Origin of the sequence: Finegoldia sp. BIOML-A2 (assembly GCF_009678315.1) — a bacterium.
Taxonomy (GTDB): Bacteria; Bacillota; Clostridia; order Tissierellales; family Peptoniphilaceae; genus Finegoldia; species Finegoldia magna.
The window spans coordinates 335,936-355,612 of the sequence record NZ_WKZE01000001.1; the positions used below are offsets into that span (position 1 = coordinate 335,936).

Annotated in this window: 17 protein-coding genes; 6 read left to right on the plus strand and 11 right to left on the minus strand. The window is 33.2% G+C overall.

What is annotated here, in order from left to right; all coding sequences use genetic code 11:
- Positions 1–24 precede the first annotated feature (24 nt).
- The 8 genes from GKF99_RS01550 to GKF99_RS01585 form a co-directional block, all read right to left on the minus strand.
- Positions 25–927 carry a nucleoside hydrolase gene (locus tag GKF99_RS01550; RefSeq protein ID WP_154272484.1) on the minus strand — a complete coding sequence of 301 codons (903 nt, stop codon included), beginning with the start codon at positions 925–927 and terminating at the stop codon, positions 25–27.
- A complete protein-coding gene (locus tag GKF99_RS01555; RefSeq protein WP_154272485.1) occupies positions 920–1,738 on the minus strand; it encodes an ABC transporter ATP-binding protein in 819 nt (272 codons plus the stop codon). Before GKF99_RS01555 ends, GKF99_RS01550 begins: the two co-directional genes overlap by 8 nt.
- Positions 1,738–2,574, minus strand: a complete 837-nt coding sequence (locus GKF99_RS01560; RefSeq protein WP_154272486.1) for an ABC transporter ATP-binding protein — start codon at positions 2,572–2,574, stop codon at positions 1,738–1,740. Before GKF99_RS01560 ends, GKF99_RS01555 begins: the two co-directional genes overlap by 1 nt.
- Positions 2,574–3,305, minus strand: coding sequence for an energy-coupling factor transporter transmembrane component T (locus tag GKF99_RS01565; RefSeq protein WP_154272487.1), 732 nt, complete (start codon positions 3,303–3,305; stop codon positions 2,574–2,576). The genes GKF99_RS01560 and GKF99_RS01565 overlap by 1 nt, the downstream gene beginning before the upstream one ends.
- Positions 3,302–3,925 (minus strand): ECF transporter S component, encoded by a 624-nt coding sequence (locus GKF99_RS01570; protein ID WP_154272488.1) that lies wholly within the window; start codon positions 3,923–3,925, stop codon positions 3,302–3,304. The genes GKF99_RS01565 and GKF99_RS01570 overlap by 4 nt, the downstream gene beginning before the upstream one ends.
- 134 nt (positions 3,926–4,059) lie before the next feature.
- Positions 4,060–4,470: a GNAT family N-acetyltransferase gene (locus GKF99_RS01575; protein WP_154272489.1), complete on the minus strand. Its 411-nt coding sequence runs from the start codon at positions 4,468–4,470 to the stop codon at positions 4,060–4,062.
- A 40-nt stretch (positions 4,471–4,510) separates the two neighbouring features.
- The gene (locus GKF99_RS01580; protein ID WP_154253952.1) at positions 4,511–6,604 is read right to left on the minus strand and encodes a Tex family protein; all 2,094 of its coding nucleotides are present in this window, start codon (positions 6,602–6,604) and stop codon (positions 4,511–4,513) included.
- A 127-nt stretch (positions 6,605–6,731) separates the two neighbouring features.
- Positions 6,732–7,139 (minus strand): hypothetical protein, encoded by a 408-nt coding sequence (locus GKF99_RS01585; protein WP_154253954.1) that lies wholly within the window; start codon positions 7,137–7,139, stop codon positions 6,732–6,734.
- Between the two features lie 214 nt (positions 7,140–7,353).
- Here GKF99_RS01585 and udk point away from each other — a divergent pair, with 214 nt between their 5' ends.
- The 5 genes from udk (at position 7,354) to GKF99_RS01610 (ending at position 12,640) form a co-directional block, all read left to right on the plus strand.
- Entirely contained in the window at positions 7,354–7,962 is a 609-nt protein-coding gene (gene udk / locus GKF99_RS01590) for a uridine kinase (protein WP_154253956.1), read from the plus strand.
- Between the two features lie 225 nt (positions 7,963–8,187).
- The gene (gene tyrS, locus GKF99_RS01595) at positions 8,188–9,435 is read left to right on the plus strand and encodes a tyrosine--tRNA ligase (protein WP_154272490.1); all 1,248 of its coding nucleotides are present in this window, start codon (positions 8,188–8,190) and stop codon (positions 9,433–9,435) included.
- Between the two features lie 102 nt (positions 9,436–9,537).
- On the plus strand, positions 9,538–11,061 hold the full coding sequence (gene cls, locus GKF99_RS01600; protein WP_094224275.1) for a cardiolipin synthase: 1,524 nt from the start codon (positions 9,538–9,540) through the stop codon (positions 11,059–11,061).
- Positions 11,062–11,075: 14 nt separating this feature from the next.
- Positions 11,076–11,741 carry a heparan-alpha-glucosaminide N-acetyltransferase gene (locus GKF99_RS01605; RefSeq protein ID WP_241673549.1) on the plus strand — a complete coding sequence of 222 codons (666 nt, stop codon included), beginning with the start codon at positions 11,076–11,078 and terminating at the stop codon, positions 11,739–11,741.
- Positions 11,741–12,640: a diacylglycerol kinase family protein gene (locus tag GKF99_RS01610; protein WP_154272492.1), complete on the plus strand. Its 900-nt coding sequence runs from the start codon at positions 11,741–11,743 to the stop codon at positions 12,638–12,640. The genes GKF99_RS01605 and GKF99_RS01610 overlap by 1 nt, the downstream gene beginning before the upstream one ends.
- A 270-nt stretch (positions 12,641–12,910) precedes the next feature.
- Here GKF99_RS01610 and GKF99_RS01615 read toward each other — a convergent pair whose 3' ends face one another.
- Positions 12,911–16,333 carry a leucine-rich repeat protein gene (locus tag GKF99_RS01615; protein WP_154272493.1) on the minus strand — a complete coding sequence of 1,141 codons (3,423 nt, stop codon included), beginning with the start codon at positions 16,331–16,333 and terminating at the stop codon, positions 12,911–12,913.
- 249 nt (positions 16,334–16,582) lie between these two features.
- Positions 16,583–17,809 (minus strand): glycosyltransferase family 4 protein, encoded by a 1,227-nt coding sequence (locus GKF99_RS01620; RefSeq protein WP_154272494.1) that lies wholly within the window; start codon positions 17,807–17,809, stop codon positions 16,583–16,585.
- A gap of 215 nt (positions 17,810–18,024) precedes the next feature.
- Here GKF99_RS01620 and GKF99_RS01625 point away from each other — a divergent pair, with 215 nt between their 5' ends.
- Entirely contained in the window at positions 18,025–19,359 is a 1,335-nt protein-coding gene (locus GKF99_RS01625; RefSeq protein ID WP_347233076.1) for an MATE family efflux transporter, read from the plus strand.
- Positions 19,360–19,404: 45 nt separating this feature from the next.
- Here GKF99_RS01625 and GKF99_RS01630 read toward each other — a convergent pair whose 3' ends face one another.
- Entirely contained in the window at positions 19,405–19,674 is a 270-nt protein-coding gene (locus tag GKF99_RS01630; protein ID WP_110058420.1) for a hypothetical protein, read from the minus strand.
- Positions 19,675–19,677: the final 3 nt, after the last annotated feature.

Genomic DNA, 19,677 nt, shown 5'->3' on the forward strand with positions numbered 1-19,677 from the left:
CGAGAAATTACCCCGGAGTAAGTTTTATTCTGTTAGAGCTTGCATCAATATTTCTCTGAATTTATCGATGTCAATTTCTGTAATCACTTTGCAGTTGAATTCACCATTTTCTTCTTTAATCAAATCTCTGTAGCTCATTCCTCTTGTTTCATCGTTTTGGGTGTCAATTTTAATATACATGTCTTCCGTTTCGAAAACTTCTGGGTTATCCAATACGATTACTGAGCAAGGGTCGTGAATTCCTGCATCGTTTGACGTGTAGTATTTCAATATTTTGTGTGCAAATTTGGCTGTTTTTGTTTCAATTTTATCCAAAAATTGAATTTGTTCATCAGGTATACTAGCTTTTTGTGTTACATTTAGTCCTGCCATTATGATTTTAACGCCGCTTTCAAATACAATTTTCGCTGCTTCTGGATCGACAAAGAAATTAAATTCGCTTAGACTTGTGACGTTACCTCTTGTAATGGATCCCCCCATTATGCTAATTTGTTCGATTTTTTCCTTGTCTTCTGGAAAAGTTCGAAGCAATAGCGCGATGTTTGTAAGTGGTCCTACTGCAATGATTGTGATTTTTTCAGTCGATTTTTGAATGATTTCGTGCATCATTGTAACGGAATTTTCGCTTGAAAGTTCTCCTACATCTTCTGATTCTATCATATCTCTTAATCCTGCAATTCCATCATTTCCATGAGCTGATGCAAAATAAGGCTCTCTTACAAGTGGTACTTCTTGTCCTTTTCCCATCGGAACATTTATGTCCAAAAGTTTTGCCAAGCATTGCATGTTTCTTGTTGTGTGTTCGATTGATACGTTTCCATTTACTGAAGAAAGTGCCAACAGCTTTAAATTTTTCGAATTTTTAATTGCAAATAAAGCTGCTGCATCATCAACTCCCGGATCAAAATCCAATATACAATTAATCATTAGCATCTCCAAAATTTTTGATGTAATCTACAAAATCATCCACCGACAATAATTTTTCGTTCAAATTAATTGAGTTGCAAAGTCTTTTGACAACAGGTGGTTGGATGTACGCTTTTTGTAGGATTTCATCTTCATCAAAAACTTCCTTCTTATCAGCATCTTTAATGATTTCTTTGTTGGACATTACGACAACTCTGTCGAAATTTTCAACGACAAATTCCATATCGTGAGTTATCGTTATGATTGTTTTGTTCAAATCGTGCAAATGATCGATTACTCTTTTCAAGCAACTCATAGAATATGCATCTTGCCCTGCTGTCGGTTCGTCAAATATGAAAATGTCGCAGTCATTTGCGATTGTAATTGCTATCGTTATGAATTTTCTCGTACTAAATGGCAAATCATAAGGATGGTCGTCCAAATATTCTGAAAGTTCACAGATTTCACAAGCTTGTCTGACACGTTTGTCCATTTCATCTTCGTCGACTTTCAACGCTCTCAACGAAAAAGCGACTTCATCGTAAACTGTGGAGTTGAAGATTTGATCGTTTGGATTTTGGAATACGTAGCCTACTTTTCTGGATATTTGTGCTGTGGTCATATTTTTTGTGTTACTTCCATCTAACAAAATCTCCCCAGAGCTTGGTCTCAATAACCCGTTCATCAGTTTTGCACAAGTCGATTTTCCGGCTCCATTTTGTCCCACAATTGCAACTTTTTCTGAAGAATTCACGACCAAATTCAAATCGTTAATCGCTTTGAATCCGTTAGGATAAGTAAAGCTTACATTTTTAAATTCTAATTTGCTCATTAGTTTTCCTCCAATTCTTTCTTGCATTCATCTAAAGTTATAGGGATGTTTTTGAAAAATCCTGGCTTTTCTTCATTTAATTTGCATGCAAGTTTTGAAACTATAGGCATAGATACATTGTGCTGTTCGATTTTGTCGTTTGATAAAACTTCGTGAGTTTCACCGTTGAAGATGATTTCTCCATTGTCCATTACCACAACTCTATCGGCGTATTCTGCTATCAAATCAATTTTGTGTTCGACTAATATTATGGTTTTGTTTTGTGATTTCAAAAGTTTTAAAATATCGAAGATCTCTTCAGTTCCTAGTGGGTCAAGCTGACTTGTAGGCTCATCAAATATCAATACTTTTGGATTCATTACGATGATTGATGCTATTGCAACTCTTTGAGATTGTCCACCAGATAATTCATTTGGATTTTTGTCTTGCAAATCTTCAATCTTCAGAAGTTTTATAACATCAGTTACTCTTTGTCTGATTTCTTCTCTTTCAACTCCCAAGTTTTCAAGTCCGTAGGCTATTTCTTCAAACACCGTTTTCTTTATTCCAGAGATTTGGCTGAATGGATTTTGGAACACAAATCCAACTAATTCCGCCATTTCTCCTCGTTCGATATCGTTAATGTTTTTATTGTCGATAGATATACTTCCTGTGATTGTACCTTGAACGAAGTCTGGAATTATCCCTCTAATGATATTGCACAAAGTCGTCTTGCCGGAACCATTTTTGCCGATAATTCCTACAAATTCGCCTTGTTTAACGTACAAATCCATGTTTTTTATCGTTTTTTCTTCTTGAAGTTCATATTTGAATGAAACATTTTTAAGTTCTATCATTATTTAAACCTCCACAGCAACACTAACACAACTAATGCGATAAACACGTAGAAAATAATTCTGTCTGTAGTTGTTTTCTTGATTTCTTTGAGGCATGTTTTTTCGTTTTCAGATGCAAATCCACGCGCTTCAAGTGTAATTGTCTTTTCATCAATTTCTGAAAGTGAGGATATAATCAAAGGTCCAAGTGACGGGAAGAACGCCTTCGCTCTGTTTTTGATGGAGCCTGTTGTTTCAATTCCACGTGCTTCTTGGGCTTTTATGATTTTGGAACTTTTCTTAATCATTTCTGGAATCATAGTCATTGTCGCCATTATTACGTAACTTGTAACGTGACTTACTCTTTTTTGTTGAAGAGCTATCATCAAATCTTCAATGTCAGTCGTTTCAAAGAATAATAAAAACAAAGTTATAAGCGTTAGAATGAATTTTGTTTGTTCCAAACCATTTAATATTCCGTTAAGTGTCACTCTCATAAATCCTAGATTCAAATACACGTTTTCTGTTGATTTGTCCAAGAATAATTGGAACAAAAACATTATTAATAATACTAATAACAAAACTATCCACAATTTTTTCACGTATTGTTTGAATTTATTATCCAACAAAGATAATATCAAGCTTACTGGAAGTACAAAAAGGTATGCGAATTGCCATGGCAAAACCAACGAAATAATAACTGTAACTATAACCATAAAAAGTTTTGTTGTTGGGAAAATTTTAGATATCATTTTGCACCTCTCACGTATTTGTTCTTCTTTTCTTTTATGTATTGAATTCCATTAGGATATCTCAACAAATTTCTGTTAGGGATGGATTTTATAAGGAAATAGACTGCAAACGAAGTCAAAAACTTATCCAAAGTTTCTGTAAGAACAGTTGAACCAATAACAGATTCCCATAATCCTTTTCCTGTTGCAACCAAAAATGTAGTGATTGCACTAGAGCCACTCGCTCCAGTAACGCCACCGAAAACCAAAACAGTAATTGGCGCAGACGTAATCATCGCCACAAGCCAAATAATAATTCCTACTACAAATGTTCTCGCTGGAGTCTTGAACATTGCCTTCTTTCCACAAATCCCTGCAATCAAGCCAATTGCACCACTTACAACCATGTATGGAAGTTGCGTTGGATTTGTAACAGATGTCACGATATTTGTGACAACACCTGTAAGAAAACCGATCCAAGGACCACACAACACGCCTGTGAACACAGTTCCTATAACATCCAAATAAACTGGCAATTTTAATGCTGCATTCAAATTTGCACCAACAAAATTGATAGCTATACCAAGTGGAATTAGTAAAATTACCGACAAGTTATAGCTCATCTTAGATTTAGATTTCATAAATTCCTCCTATAAATTTTACGAAAAAATTTTCGCGTTGAATAAATTTTATCATAATACGGCCAATTAATAAAACACTTTTCGTTAAAACTACGAACAAAAATTTTGTGATACTAAAATATTTAATTCAAAGTTCACAAAACTCTTAGCATCCCCTTCTTGTTAGGAAATTGTTTGAAATGAAATTTTTCGTAAAATGCATCGTAAGGAGTGTTCGCAAGCAAAATAATATACGCATCTTCATCATAATTTTCGTCCAAGTATTTGTTAATCTCATTCATTAAAACTCTTCCCAAACCATTTTTTTGATATTCTGAATTCACCATCACATCAGTAACCACAAGACTAATCGCCCCATCTCCGACAACCCTTGCCATCGCAATCAACTTATCCCCATCGTAAATCGATGTAATGAAAAGAGAATTTTCTATTGCAGTTTCCGCATTTTCCTTCGATTTTCTATTTCCAATACCAGATTTTTCACGCAATTCGTTGTAATCATCTGGACTAACTGCTGCATTTTTTATAACGTATTTTGTATTCATAACTCACCTCATAAAAATAAGCGCTATAATAGCGCCCATTTTATAATTTCATCGACAAGGAAACCAATCCTCTTTCTTTATCTATTCCAATTATTTTTACTTTTACGGTGTCACTTACTTCGCACACTTCTCTTGGGTTTTTGATGTAAGAATTGCTCATCTTAGAAATATGGCAAAGTCCGTCTTCTTTTATTCCGATGTCTATGAATGCTCCGAAGTCCACGACATTTCTAACCGTTCCTGTGACTATCATTCCTTCTTCCAAATCATCGATTGACAATACATCTTGTCTTAGAACTGGTTTTGGCATTTCGTCACGTGGATCTCTCCCTGGTTTTTTAAGTTCTTCGATTATATCACGCAAAGTAGGTTCTCCTACTTCTAATTCTTCGGATAGTTTTTTCACATCTATATCGTTCAAATCGTATTTCATAATTTGTTTTGCGATTTCGTAACTTTCTGGGTGAACTTCTGTGTTATCTAATATTTCTTCGCTTTCAGGAATTCTCAAAAATCCTGCACATTGTACGAATGCTTTTGGTCCAATTCCTTTTACTTTCAAGATTTCTTGACGATTAGTGAATGGTCCGTTTTCTATTTTGTAATCCACGATGTTTTTCGCAGTTGTTTTCGTAATTCCAGATACGTAATTCAAAAGCGCAGAGCTTGCTGTGTTTATGTTGACACCAACTGTGTTAACGCAATCCTCCACTACCTCTTCAAGTGATGATTTCAATTTCTTTTGGTTGACGTCGTGTTGATATTGTCCAACTCCGATTGATTGTGGAGAGATTTTGACCAATTCTGCAAGTGGGTCTTGAATACGACGTGCAATCGAAATAGCACCTCTTATTGTTACATCTAAATCAGGGAATTCTTCGATTGCAAGTTTTGATGCAGAGTAAATACTTGCTCCCGCTTCGTTTACGATTGCATAAAAGATTTCATCGTCGATTTGCGCTAACAAATCAGATACGTACTTTTCTGTTTCACGAGAAGCTGTTCCGTTACCGATTGCGATTAGCTTTACGTTGTATTTGTCGATAAATTCCTTCAAAGTTTCATCTGCCCTTTGGATTTGTTTTCTAGCATCAGTTACATAAATTACAGCACTGTCCAAGAAATCTCCGTATTCAGAAATTACAGCAACTTTGCAACCAGTTCTAAATCCCGGGTCAAGTCCAATAATTGCAGTTTCTTTGATAGGAGGCTGCATCAAATATGGTTTCAAATTGCTTTTGAATACGCCGATTGATTCATCGTCTGCCATTTCTTTCATGCTTTGACGCACTTCTGTTTCGATTGATGGAACGATCAATCTCTTGTAACTGTCTTTGACAGCTTTTTCAATCAAATCATAAGTTTCAAAATCATTATTTCTTGCGATTTTTCTCATAATTTTGAAAATATTGTAATCGTCATTTAAAATGAACGAAACTTTCAAAAACCCTTCTTTTTCTCCTCTAAATACCGCAAGAACTCTGTGTGCTTTGACATCTTTTACTTTTTCTGAATAATCGTAGTACATCTTGTATGTTCCAGATTCGTCTTCGTTTTTCTCTTCGGTTTTCATAACCCCATCAGTTATGAATGAATTACGAACTATATCTCTGAATACTTTTTGTTCAGATACGAATTCTGCTATGATGTCCAAACTTTTACTAATAGCATCATCAACTGTTTTGATTTCTTCTCCGTTGACAAATTCTGAGGCTTTTTTCTCAATCTCAGATAAAGAGTGAGTTTTCTCCATTATCATATCTGCTACTGGTTGTAGTCCCAATTCTACAGCGATTGAACCGCGAGTTCTCTTCTTAGGCTTAAATGGAAGATAAATATCTTCTAATTCTGTCAAAATAGTCGCATCATCGATTTGTTTTTTCAAATCTTCAGTGAGTTTTCCTTGCTCATCGATAAGACGTGTGATGTCATCTTTTCTTTCTTGCAAGTTTCTCAAATATGTAAGCCTATCGTTTAATTGTCTCAACGTTTCGTCAGTCAAATTTCCAGTGATTTCTTTTCTGTATCTGGCGATAAATGGAATTGTATTTCCCTCATCTAATAATTCAACTGTCTTAACAACGTTATCATATTTTATGTCTAATTCTTCTGATAATTTTTGTAGTATATTCATTCTCTTCCTTCTCTTTTAATAAACTATAATCTATATTTTAACATTATTTTATTTATTTTTCCACATTAAAGCAATTTGCACCAAAATTTCAAAAACCATCAAGCAAAACACTTGATGGTTTAATTGATTACGATTTAAATAATTTGGCGTTTTTTTCTTTTTCTAATTGTTCCAAGAAAATCTCTTTTTGAATCAAGTGAGTTTTTCTGATGGATCCTGCTATGTCTGCTACTAACATAAAGATTGTCGCCGCCGACACGTAATAAAAGTCGATAAATGAGTATTCGATGAAGCCTCTTGATGGAGGTGTCATTTGTCCGATGAAAAGCATCATAAATATCGCTACGAAAACAATCGTAAAATTGAATTTGAAAATAAATCCATGGAAATATCCAAGGACTACTGCGATAGCCAAGAATATCATCAAGCAATGGTCAATCAAAAATCCATGCGCATGAGACAATGTGTATCTGATGATTATCATGAACAATATGTAAATCAACGAGTAAATAATAAGTTTTGTGTTTTTTGACATTTCAAATCTCCTTTTGTTAAAACATTTTCCGTAATTGTGATTTGCTTGAATTGTTTGTAAAGTTTGTAATAAAATTTACAAAATAAAACATTTCAATATTATTTTAGCACAATTTATAATTTTATTCTACAAATAATTAAAAGGTTATCCTAATTTTCAACCTTGAAAAATTGTAAAATTTATATTAAAATTAACTAATAACTAGGAGGCTAATATGAAACCGTATATTGTGGGAGTCGCAGGTGGAAGTGCTTCAGGTAAGACTGAAATCGTGAAGACTTTGAAAAAACATTTTGAAGATAAAATAGAAATTATTGAACACGATAATTATTACTTTGCTCATGACAATTTGACTATGGATGAACGTGCTAGTTTAAATTACGATCATCCCCAAGCTTTTGAAACAGATTTGTTGATTGAGCATGTTAAAAAAATTATTAATAATGAAGAAATCGACATTCCAACTTACGATTTTACAATTCACACTAGAAGCTCTGATACTTTGAAGAAAAGTCCAAAGCCAATTGTGATTGTAGAAGGAATTTTGGTTTTGGAGAATGAAGAACTTCGCAATTTAATGGATATGAAAGTTTTCGTGGACTGCGACGGAGATGTCAGACTCAAAAGAAGAATTACAAGAGATGTCGTGGAACGTGACAGAACTATTGAATCGATTTTGACTCAATATATGGAAACTGTTAAACCAATGCATGAGCTTTTTGTGGAACCTAGTAAGAAATTTGCCGATTTGATTGTGCCAAAAGGTGGCAAGAACAAGGTTGCTATCGATGTTCTTATCAATCATTTGGCTACGAAATTATAAAAAAACCATTTTGCTATTGACTAGAATTAGTTTCTAGTATAAAATTTTAATAACTCAATAGAAAATTATGATTGTGACCAGTACCGATTATTCGGGAATTACAACACATGAGTTTTCAAGGTAGTTTCATACTTTGCATGGAACATAAGCTTTTGATAAGAAAGGTGGTACCGCGTAGATTCGCCCTTTCGTGTCAAGAGTTTTTTTATTTTATAGGAGGAGTTTATGATTAATTACGAATTTGAACATGAAAATGTGTATGACGAATTGGTAGCGCGTGGATATTTTGAACAAGCTACATACGAAGATGAATTGAGAGATTTACTCGGAAAAGAAAGAGTTCCATTTTACATTGGATTTGATGCGACTGCAGATAGTTTGACTATTGGCCATTTCATTCAATTGATGGTTATGATGAGAATGCAAGCTCATGGTCACATTCCTATTTGCCTTTTAGGTGGCGGAACTACAATGATTGGAGATCCTTCTGGTCGTAACGATATGAGAAGTATTATGACTAAGGAAGTTATCGACGAAAACGCGAGAAGATTTTATTCTCAAATGACAAGATTCATCGATTTTGGTGAAGACAAGGCTTACATTGAAAACAACAAGGATTGGTTGTTGAATTTGAATTTCTTGGATTTCATGAGAGAAATTGGAGTTCATTTTTCTGTAAATCAAATGTTGACTTTGGAAAGTTACAAAAACAGAATGAAAAAAGGTCTAACATTTTTTGAATTTAGTTATATGTTGATGCAATCATACGATTATTTGGTATTGTACAGAAAATACGGTTGTAAATTACAAATGGGCGGTTCTGATCAATGGTCTAATATTTTGGGCGGATACGATTTGGTTAGAAAATTAGAAAACGACAAAGTTTACGCTATGACTTTCAAACTTTTAACTACTGCTGACGGAGTTAAAATGGGCAAATCACAAAAAGGCGCTGTGTGGTTGGACGAAAACAAAACAACTCCTTACGATTTATTCCAATACATGAGAAATGTAGACGACAGAGATGTGGAAAAATTCTTGTTGATGTTGACATTCTTGCCAACTGAAGAATGTAAGAGACTTGGTAGCTTAGAGGGAAGTGACATCAACAAAGCTAAGGAAGTTTTGGCATTTGAAGTGTGCAAATTAGTTCACGGAGAAGAAAAAGCAGAAGAAGCTCGTCAAACAGCAAATGCATTGTTCAATTCAAACGCTGTTGACGAAAATATGCCAACAACTGAAATGAAAGCTTTGGATTTTGAAAATGGAATTGGTTTGTTGAATTTGTTGACAATGACAGGACTTACTCAATCAAACAGTGAAGCGCGTAGACTTGTAACTCAAAACGGAATTTCTGTTAATGACAAGAAGGAAGCTGATCCAAAAAGAATTGTAACAATTCACGATTTTAACGACGATGAACTTATTATAAAAAAAGGTAAAAAAGTATATCACAGAGTAAAATTAGTATAATATTTTTAAAAATAAACCTCGGCGATTTTGAATTGATTTTCAAAGTTTGCCGGGGTTTTGTGTTATAATTAAGTAAATTTAAAAATATTTGTGGAGGTTAAAATGAAAAAATTATTCAAATTTTTAACTAGTAGAATAATGCTTTTGGCAATTGTATTTATCATTCAAATTTCACTATTAGTTTATTTGATTTTAAGTTTCCAAAGAAATTTTGTGTATGTCTACACATTAAATATTATAATATCCTTCGCTTTTACTATAATGGTGGTCAACACCGATGTAAACCCGAGTTTCAAACTAGGATGGCTAATTCCTATATGGATATTCCCGTTGTTCGGAGCGGTGTTCTATTTGTTTTTCAGAAGAAACAGATTCGTTCGTGCACAACAAAGACGAATGGATACGATAAGTTCTTCGTTTAACAACCATATTTTGTCGAATGGTAATGTAATTGACGAACTTGAAGGAGACTCCAAGTCCATTGCAACTTACATAAACACGACAGCTCACGCTCCTGTATTTTCTAAAACAAGTTCGAAATATTTAAAAAACGGTGAGGTTTTCTTTGAATATTTGATGGAAGATTTGAAAAACGCAAAGGATTATATTTTCTTGGAGTTTTTCATTATCGAAGAAGGTTACATGTTCAATAATATTTTGGACGTTTTGGAACAAAAAGTAAAAGAAGGAGTCGACGTCAGGATTTTGTACGACGATTTTGGATGCATCACTAAACTTTCACGTAGATATTACAAAAAACTAGAAGAAAAAGGCATCAAGGTTCAAGTTTTCAATAAAATCAAAGTTCTACCTATGCCCCGTCACAACAATAGAGACCATAGAAAAATCGTCGTTATCGACGGAAAAATAGCATACACTGGCGGTTTTAATTTGGCGGATGAATACATGAATAAAATCCAAAGATTTGGATATTGGAAAGACACGGGAATCAGAGTTACTGGTGATAGCGTGTGGTCATTTACAATAATGTTCTTGTCAATTTGGGAATTGTACGACGATAACGAGCTTGACTACAAATATTATTTCGAAAAAACTGTGCCTGATGTTTCTGAAAACGAAGGCTATTGCCAACCTTATACGGATTCTCCATTAGACGATGTTCCTGTTGGAAAGGGTGCGTACATGCAATTGGTGTCTCGTTCCAGAAAATATTTCTACATTACAACTCCGTATTTGATTCCATCAGATGACATGATCGATTCCCTAAGAGATGCGGCTTTAAGTGGTGTCGATGTTAGAATCATAACTCCAGGAATTCCAGACAAAAAATTGGTGTATATGGTTACAAGAACATACTACAAAACTCTTTTAGAAGCAGGTGTTAGGATTTTCGAATATACTCCAGGATTTTTGCACGCAAAAAGTTGTGTCTCAGATGACAATCACTGTGTAATCGGCTCAATTAATTTGGATTTTAGATCCTTGTATCTGCATTTTGAAAACGGAGCGATGTACTACGATTCACACATAGTCGATGACTTAAAGGAAGATTTCTTGGAAATGCAATCACAATCACAAGAAATATTTTCACGTCAATTGGAAAACCAAAGCTTATTTAGAAAAATACTATCCGTAATTCTGAAAGTATTTTCGCCAATGATATAATGGAAAGAAATAATTTGATCGATACGTTAAGGGGATTTGCAATTGTCAACATGGTAATCTACCATTTATTATTTGATTTGGTTTACATGGAAAATTTCAAAATAGAATGGTTTGAAAATACTCCGGGAATGATTTGGGAGAGATTCATCTGCATAAGCTTTATTTTGATATCGGGCTATTGCTTCAATTTATCTCGCAATCACAAGAAACACACCATCACGCTTTTTATCGTGGCTATGGTTTTGAGTGTGGTGACGTATTTCTTCGCAAATGAGTTTTTCATAGTTTTTGGAATAATTCACCTGTTATGCTTGGCGTCATTCATAACGATTTTTGTCGACAAATTAACCCTTAACAAAAAAATATTGTGTGCCCTATCTTTTGTAATTTTCATTCTAACTTACAGAATAAGCGCTCATCCAATGGATATAAGTACCAATTTATTTAGTTTCGTGGGATTCTACAACGACAAGTTCTACAGTGGCGACTATTTCCCATTACTACCCTGGTATTTTATGTATCTAGTTGGATATTGCGCAGGAGACTTTTTAGATATAAAATTAAATGTAAGAGAGAATGTATTATCAAAAATGAGCAAAAAAAGTTTGATGATTTATTTAATTCACCAGCCTATCATAATGATAATTGTACAAATCGTAAAATTTTTAGGAGGAATTTAATGAATAAATTCAAAAAATCAATCGTTATGTATCACGATAATTCAGGACAACAAGATATATTTGAAGTATTAGGCAAATGTAGTCCTAATATATTAAAATTATCAAATGAAACAGTGTTTTTCCAAAGCGAAGAACAAGGTGATTTCTACAAAAAATGTGAAGAATTAAAAGATTTTGATTTAGTAATTGTAGTTGGAGGTGACGGAACAATAAACGAAGTCATCAACGGCTTATACGATTACGATATGGATCCTGTTATAGGAATTATTCCAGGAGGATCGTTCAACGATTTCTCAAAAACTGTTAACATAGGAGCAAATCCAGTAGAAGCAAGTGAGAATTTGTTAGATGCAGAAGTCAAAGAATACGACTGTATATTAAATGACGACAAAATCGCTCTGAATTTCTGGACAGTGGGAATGGCATCAGAAAACGCACAAAAAATGCAAGACGCTGACAAATCAACATTCGGTGTATTGACATACATTCCAAAAATTTTTGAAACATTAACACAAGACAATTCATTTGATTATGAAATGGAAATCGACGGCGAAACGATAAAAGGAAATGCCGTTATGGTATTTGTCGCTAATGGATTATACTCAGGAGGAGTTGAAGTTCCAATCTCTGACATTAGCCCAAGCGATGGAGTGTTGAATGTGTTTGTTGTTGAGCAATCAAACATCGGAGCATTCAAAGCAATGTTCGGACAATCAAACAGCTTTGATTTTAACGAAGAAAACGAAGGCGTTCAAACATTCAAAGCAAAAGAAATAAAGTTCATCTCACCTGAAGGATTAGTCGCAGATACAGATGGCGAATTGTACCAAAAAACACCATCAAACATCAAAGTCGTAGAAAAAAGATTCAAATTCTTATCAAAACCATTAGAACAATAAATTATAGAAGAAAAGCTAACTCAAAAATGAGTTAGCTTTTTTTAGGTTAAAATTTTAATATAAAAAAGAGACCATCTGAGTGGTCTCCAGTTTAATCTAAGGTTAAAACAATATTAAGGGAGGAGATTGTTTCTTGAGATTAAACTTACTTTGTTTATACTTATATAATAGACTATGAATGTGTACTAATTATGTTCAAATTAGTAGAGATTATGTTTTTTGTTTTTTTAGTGAAAACGCAGCACATTATTTTTATGTGCTGCGTTTAGTTTATTTGATCAATTCTTTTACAACTGATTCACTTATTGAGTTTTCTCCGCCAAATACATTAACTTTTTCAAATTTTGCTTCTTCAAAAGCTTGTTTTGTTGCTTTTGGAATTTCATTTGCTTCTGCTAATAATATTGGGCAGTCTATTGAGCCTATTACTAAGCTGTCTGCTGGAACTATTCCGTTTGCTATGTTAACTTCTTTTCTGTCTTTGAAGCCGTATTCGTAGATTTTCTTTGCTGTTTCGTAACGGTTTGCTCCTGCTATTCTTGTAGGGTTTGGAAGTTTGTTTTCTACTTCTTTAGAGATTGTCTTTTCTCCTCCTACAACTATTACTTCTTCGATTTGTTTCAATACTTCTTTTGCTTCTTGTGGTATGTTGTTTTGTTGTACAAGTAGTATTGCCATGTTGTTTTTGTTTGCTAATGGAGCTACTGTTAATGCGTCTGCGAATACTTCTCCACTTGATATTACAGCTTTCTTTGTTCCTGTTAGTTTGATTACTTCTTGTGCGATTTTTGCACTTGTTTCGTAGCGGTTTGCTCCTGCTATTGTTCTAAGGTTGTATTGTGATAGGCTCATCTTTGTTTTATCTACTGATTTTTCTCCACCTATTACGATTACATTTTTAGCTTCTAATCTCTTGATTTCTTGTGCTACTACTGAATCTAATTGATCTTTTTGTACTAGCAAGATTGGTGCTTTTAATGCTTTTGATAATGCTGATGCTGATAAGCTGTCTGCAAATTTTTCGGAGTTTGCTATGATTACTGTTTCAGCAGATTTGTAGTATTTCTTGGATACTTCTATTGATGTTTGAATTCTGTCAGCTCCTGCTACTCTTGTTGTAGTTTTTTGTCGTTCAGCTGGTGTGTTTGGTGTTGGTGTTACTGTACCAGGTTGATCTGGTGTTGTACCTGGGTTATCACCTGGTTTTGTAGGATTTTCCTTTTCAAAATCTTTGCAAGCATCTTTTATTGCATTGAAAATTCCTTCCCTATGGTATTTTGCTCTATCATCAACTTTTCTGATTTTTCCAAGACTATCTACATTTGATTTCAAAATATCTGAATAATTTAGCCCTTCATAATCATCCAAAGTCTCCAAAGCCAACATATGATAACCTTCATTATCTTCATCAACATTCAAAATCTCATTTCCGTATTCGTCTTTTTGTCCTTTTCCAATAGTGTAAGACATGTCTAACACATACAAGATTTTGCCGTTTTTGTCAAAATACACATTCATTCCAATATGATAAGATGGAATCGGAAGTGGCGTTTTAAGTTCAAAATGACCTTGTTTCATAATTGAATTTTCCATGTTTCCTTTGTTTTCAACAATATTAATAAGATTTTGTAATTCTTTTGTTAAACGAGTTAATTTATTATCCACAACAGCAGAATTATTATAAGATTTTTTTGCGTATTCAAGTTTATCTTTCAAAATCTCAGAATTTTGTGGATGATTTTTAATCGTTAATTCTCCTTTTTTAATTAATGAGTCTAACTTATATCGACTTACAAAAAATTGAGTATCATGGATGTATTTTAACTTCACACCCTCAGATAATTTGTCTTTTCTTAAAAGCTTCTCACCTTCAGCCTTCATATCTTCAAATTGCTTTTGAGTATCATCTCTGAGTTCTATTAAATTTAACTTATTTAATTCATCCAAAACTTTTTTCAAATCATCTTTGTTTTTCGTAGTTTCTTCAGGATTAACAACAAAATTATTTCCATCAGCTATCGTTTTTCCTTTAATTCTAACTAAAACTTTTTTGTAATTATCCTCAACTTTGTTATCATCAAATGCATTAAATCTTATTTCTTTAATATTATTTGAAAAATCAATCTCTTTTAAATTATTGTATCTAAATGCTTCTTCTTTTACACTTTCCAAATTTTCGGGCAATGTAACCTTTGTAATGCTATTTTTGTAAAAAGTTTGAACAGATATTTCTTTTAATTTTGTTAATAAGCTCAAATCCAACTCAGATATTTTGTTATTACAAAAGGCCATTTCTCCTATTTTTTCAACTTTATCGCCCATAAACATTACATTTTGTGCATCGTTATTTCTAAAAGCTGAAATCCCAATTTCCCTAACATTTGGATAAATCACAATTGCAAATAATTTATTAATATGGAACGCACTACTTCCAATTATCTCAGTATTTTCACCTAATTCAAGCATTTCTATCCTGTTATTCATAAATGCTCCGTCTCCAATGATTTTCAGAGCCTCAGGTGCTTCAAATTCTGTCAAATAATTAGACTGGAATGCAAATTTCCCGATTTTTTTCACAGTTTTTGGAAGTTCTACGCTTTTTAAATCGTACTTATTCAAAATACTATTTTCAAAATCCACATTTCGAAAAGCATCATCTCCAATTTCATCAACAACATATTTCCCATTCTTTTCAGGAATTACAAGATTTTTGTTTTCACGAACTTTTAATTTTCCTATACTAGAAAATCCTAGAACTTTACCCTTATCAAATACAAAATCTTTTTCATCCCATTTTGAACTATCCACATCTACTGAAGTCGTCTTATCTTCTTCTGTCGGATTAACAATAGAAGAAGAATCTTTGTTGTCAACATTACCTTTTGACAAAAGCACAACTTTCAATGCATAATTTTCATCACCAAGATTTCCATTAAACGCACCAATCTCAATTGTTTTCACACTATTTGGAAGCTTCACTTGCTTAATTTTATTATCTTGAAAAGCTTGTTCTTTTATAGTTTCTAATTTTTCACAATTAAATTCTATATCTGTAATTTGATTAGATTTAAATGCTCTTTCTCCTAAATTTGTTAAATTTTTAGGTAAAATAAGTTTGCCTTCTATTTGATTATCAAAAAATACTTGATCTCCCAAAAATTTCAAATTATCTGGTAATTTTATAGTCTTTAAACTTAGATGTGCAAATGCATAATCACTAATTTTAGTGATGGTTTTCGGCAAATTAACGCTTTTAATATTACTATTTTCTTCAAAAGCATCTTGTCCAATATAAGTATATCCTTCAGGAATCTCTACAGATTCTATGTCTAATTGATGGAAATCCTCTCCTAGCTTTTTAATTTCGTTTCCATCAACATCTAAGTTGTTAACCTCTCCATTTTCGCCTTCTCTTTGAGTATACTCATCTATCGCACTACTCTTGTTGTAGACAAAAGCAAAACTTGCTATTTTTTTCAAATCCACATTTTCTTTGCTTTTTGTTGGTAGCACAACATTTCGATTTCTTTTTAGCTTTTGCACTCCGCTTTTCGAAAAACCGTATACAGTATCTCCCACAATTTCAAAATCATCCGCTGTATATTTGTCATCAACGGCTTTAGAATTAATATTTAATCCAAAAAGCAAAGCAAATACAAAAACTAAAGAAAAAATAATCTTCTTTTTGTTCATACGAACCTCCTATTAAATTAATAATGATATTCTTTATCATCTAAAGAACTTTTTTATTTTACTATAATCTCAATTTCTTTTCAATGATATTTGTTATCAAATTAATTTTAAAAAAAGTTTCGTGCTTATCAATATCTTCAAATACATAATATTGAGCTAGCTAAAATTTTATACGTTACTTTTAGCAATCTTATATACACAAAAACAGCTCTTAATAAATTAAAAGCTGCATTCAGTAAATTTTATATTCTATTGTAAATTTGCAATCTCCATTAACTCATTCTCGATTTCAAGCATTATATGATCCCAAGAATGTTTTAATACTAATTCGTGAATTTTTTCTGGTATTGGTTCTTTGTTTTGTACTCTGATTATTTGTTTTTCAATTCCTTTTGCTAATCTATCAACAAATGGTTTGATTTCTGAATCATAAGGTTCATCGATTGATTTGAGTCGTGGCATTTCGACAAATTCGATTGCGCTACTTTTATTTATTTCGTCGCCTAATGTTTCGATTAGTCCTTCTATTTCTGTGACTACGACTCTCATTCCACAACCCAATGCTTCGATTGCAATGAGTCCCAATCCTTCATAATAGCTTGGCAAAATGTAGATGTCAGATTCTCTCATTTTGTTAGAGAGTTTTTTCTGACAAGATGTGTTGTGCAAATCGAAGTGAAGTGAATTTCCTGTGTTATCCCACAACTCAACTTTTGTTTCTATGTCGACATCTCCAACTAATGTGAGTTCCAAATTATCGTATTTTTCTTCTAGTTTTTTGAAAGCTTTGCAAAGTTCGTACACTCCTTTTGCATGTGATAATTTCCCTGCAAACAATAATTTGATTCTGTCGTTTTGTGGATCTTCTTTTCTTCTGTAGAATATGTCGCTGTTGTAACCTCCACCCATTACTACGTTTTTTTCTTTGTCGATTCCAAATATATCGGAGATTGGTTCTACGTCTTTTTTGCTTAGCGCTAGAACTTTTTGTGCGCGGTTTAGATTATCCACACAAGTCATAAACAATTCTGGGTTGAGGTTTGTTTGTCTGATGTCGGTTCCATGATTTAGTAATAATACAGGAGTTTCATCGAAAATATCTAACACGAGACTGCTTAGCATCCAACAATGATGGGATACGATGACGTCTGGTTGGAATTCTTGTTTTGCTTTTTTCAATTGTTTTGTGAATTCATTTGTCCAATCTTCAATCATATCGTGTGTCATATCGCTGTATTTTGTTGAATCGTAGGGCATTTCATCGCTCATTCCGACTATTGGGAAGTTCAACTTTTCGCTTTTAAATTCCACTGGATATTTTTTGATTGTTTCATCCAAATTTAATTGGATATCATCTTGTATTCCAAATATAGCAGCATTTTCATGATTTTGTTGCATAAATTGAATTACGTTTGTAAAATAAACGCCGCTTCCTGTTTGTTTCGGAAGTTGTGCGATTACGTGTAATATTTTCATGTTATCATCCTTTTTATTATTATTCTTACTTCTATATTATCATAATAAGATTTTAATTGCTTTAGTTATTTATTGAATTTTTTTTATAAATCATTGATTATGTTTGTTTTTTAATGTATAATAACTTGTATTATTTTGATTAGGAGGCGATTATTATAGAAAATTTAAACGAACAACGATCAAATCTTCTTGGCAATGAATCCATTCCGAAATTAATCTGGAAGTTTTCAGTTCCAGCGACTATAGGAATGTTGGTTCAGGCTTTGTATAATGTTGTAGATAGAATTTTCCTAGGTGCCGGTGTAAATCAAATGTCAATTGGTGGCGTTTATTTGATTTTCCCGATTTTTTTATTTTTGATGGCATTCGGAATGTTGATTGGTGTGGGTGGCAATTCCCTTTCTTCAATCAAATTCGGTGAAGGTAAGAAAAAAGAATCAGAAATCATTCTTGGCACATCTATGTTTTTATCTATTATTTTCGGGGTTTTGATATCAGCGATTTTTCTTTTAAATTTAAAATGGTTTTTGAAAATTTTCGGCGCGAGTGACACTTTGATGCCTTACGCTTATGAATATGGAAAAATTATTTTGTATGGTGCACCTTTTCAAATGGTTGGTTTTGCAATGAACAACTTCATCCGTGGCGAAGGAAATCCTAGGGCTGCGATGGTGACGATGTTCATCGGTGCAATCAGCAATATTATTTTGGATTATGTGTTCATTTTTCCTATGAAAATGGGAGTACAAGGCGCTGCTTGGGCGACTATTATCGGTCAAATTTTGTCTTGTATTTGGGTTGTGAGATATTTTCTTTCAGACCGTGCACTGTTGAGACTTAAAAAGGAAACATTCAAGCTTGATTTGCACTACTGCAAGCAAATTTTTGCACTGGGTTCTGCTCCATTCGCAATGCAACTTGTAGCTAGTGGTATTAATATTATTTTCAACAATTCCCTTAAAATTTACGGTGGCGATTTGGCGACATCATCTATGAGCGTTATCTACAGTGTCTCACAAATTGCATTCATGCCGATTTTCGGTATTAACCAAGGTATTCAACCAATTTTAGGATTTAATTTTGGAGCGCACAAATACAGACGTGTTCAGCACACTCTAAGAATTGCAGTTGTTGCAGGAACTGTGTATATGGTTTTGAACTGGGCATTCACTATGCTTAGACCAGATTTGTTGGTGAAGATTTTTATTTCAAGACCAGAAGATTATGCAGTCATCAAGGACATTGCAATTCCTGGACTTAGAATATACAATTCGATGATTTTCATGCTTGGATATTCCATAATTGGATCGTCATTATTCCAAGCAATCGGCAAACCAAAAATTGGTTTCATATTGACAATGACAAGACAACTTATTTATTTGTTGCCGTTGATGTTGATTTTCCCAAAACTTTTCGGACTTACAGGCGTGTGGTCAGCGATGCCAGTGTCTGACGTTTTATCCACATTAACTACAACTTATTTCTTGGTTAAATCAGGATTTTTGGTTAAAACAATTCACAACGACGACGAATTTGTTCTTGGAATTTAAAAAAGGTTTGAATATTGGATTTCCAATGTTCAAACCTTTATTTTTTTAGAATATAAATACCGAAACTAGAATAGACACTACAGCCGTTATCATTATCATAGGTAGTTTGTAATCAGAAGATGTTTTCTTGAATGATCCTTTATTGAAAATTGCAAACACAGCCGAAGCTACTACAAAAATTGTAGCTGCTATTTTCAAAAATCCTACAGCATCAAACTCATTTGTCCTGAAAAATCTGTAGATTGTTATCAACAAAATATATCCAATACAATACGCATATAATTCCAACACTCCAAATCTATCTTTTTGTTTCAATTT

Coding starts and splice junctions, on each gene's coding strand:
- GKF99_RS01555 (WP_154272485.1), bottom strand. CDS start 1,738: ATGAGCAAATTAGAATTTAAAAATGTAAGCTTTACTTATCCTAACGGA.
- GKF99_RS01560 (WP_154272486.1), bottom strand. CDS start 2,574: ATGATAGAACTTAAAAATGTTTCATTCAAATATGAACTTCAAGAAGAA.
- GKF99_RS01580 (WP_154253952.1), bottom strand. CDS start 6,604: ATGAATATACTACAAAAATTATCAGAAGAATTAGACATAAAATATGAT.
- cls (WP_094224275.1), top strand. CDS start 9,538: ATGAAAAAATTATTCAAATTTTTAACTAGTAGAATAATGCTTTTGGCA.
- GKF99_RS01615 (WP_154272493.1), bottom strand. CDS start 16,333: ATGAACAAAAAGAAGATTATTTTTTCTTTAGTTTTTGTATTTGCTTTG.
- GKF99_RS01585 (WP_154253954.1), bottom strand. CDS start 7,139: ATGTCAAAAAACACAAAACTTATTATTTACTCGTTGATTTACATATTG.
- tyrS (WP_154272490.1), top strand. CDS start 8,188: ATGATTAATTACGAATTTGAACATGAAAATGTGTATGACGAATTGGTA.
- GKF99_RS01610 (WP_154272492.1), top strand. CDS start 11,741: ATGAATAAATTCAAAAAATCAATCGTTATGTATCACGATAATTCAGGA.
- GKF99_RS01565 (WP_154272487.1), bottom strand. CDS start 3,305: ATGATATCTAAAATTTTCCCAACAACAAAACTTTTTATGGTTATAGTT.
- GKF99_RS01570 (WP_154272488.1), bottom strand. CDS start 3,925: ATGAAATCTAAATCTAAGATGAGCTATAACTTGTCGGTAATTTTACTA.
- GKF99_RS01550 (WP_154272484.1), bottom strand. CDS start 927: ATGATTAATTGTATATTGGATTTTGATCCGGGAGTTGATGATGCAGCA.
- udk (WP_154253956.1), top strand. CDS start 7,354: ATGAAACCGTATATTGTGGGAGTCGCAGGTGGAAGTGCTTCAGGTAAG.
- GKF99_RS01575 (WP_154272489.1), bottom strand. CDS start 4,470: ATGAATACAAAATACGTTATAAAAAATGCAGCAGTTAGTCCAGATGAT.
- GKF99_RS01620 (WP_154272494.1), bottom strand. CDS start 17,809: ATGAAAATATTACACGTAATCGCACAACTTCCGAAACAAACAGGAAGC.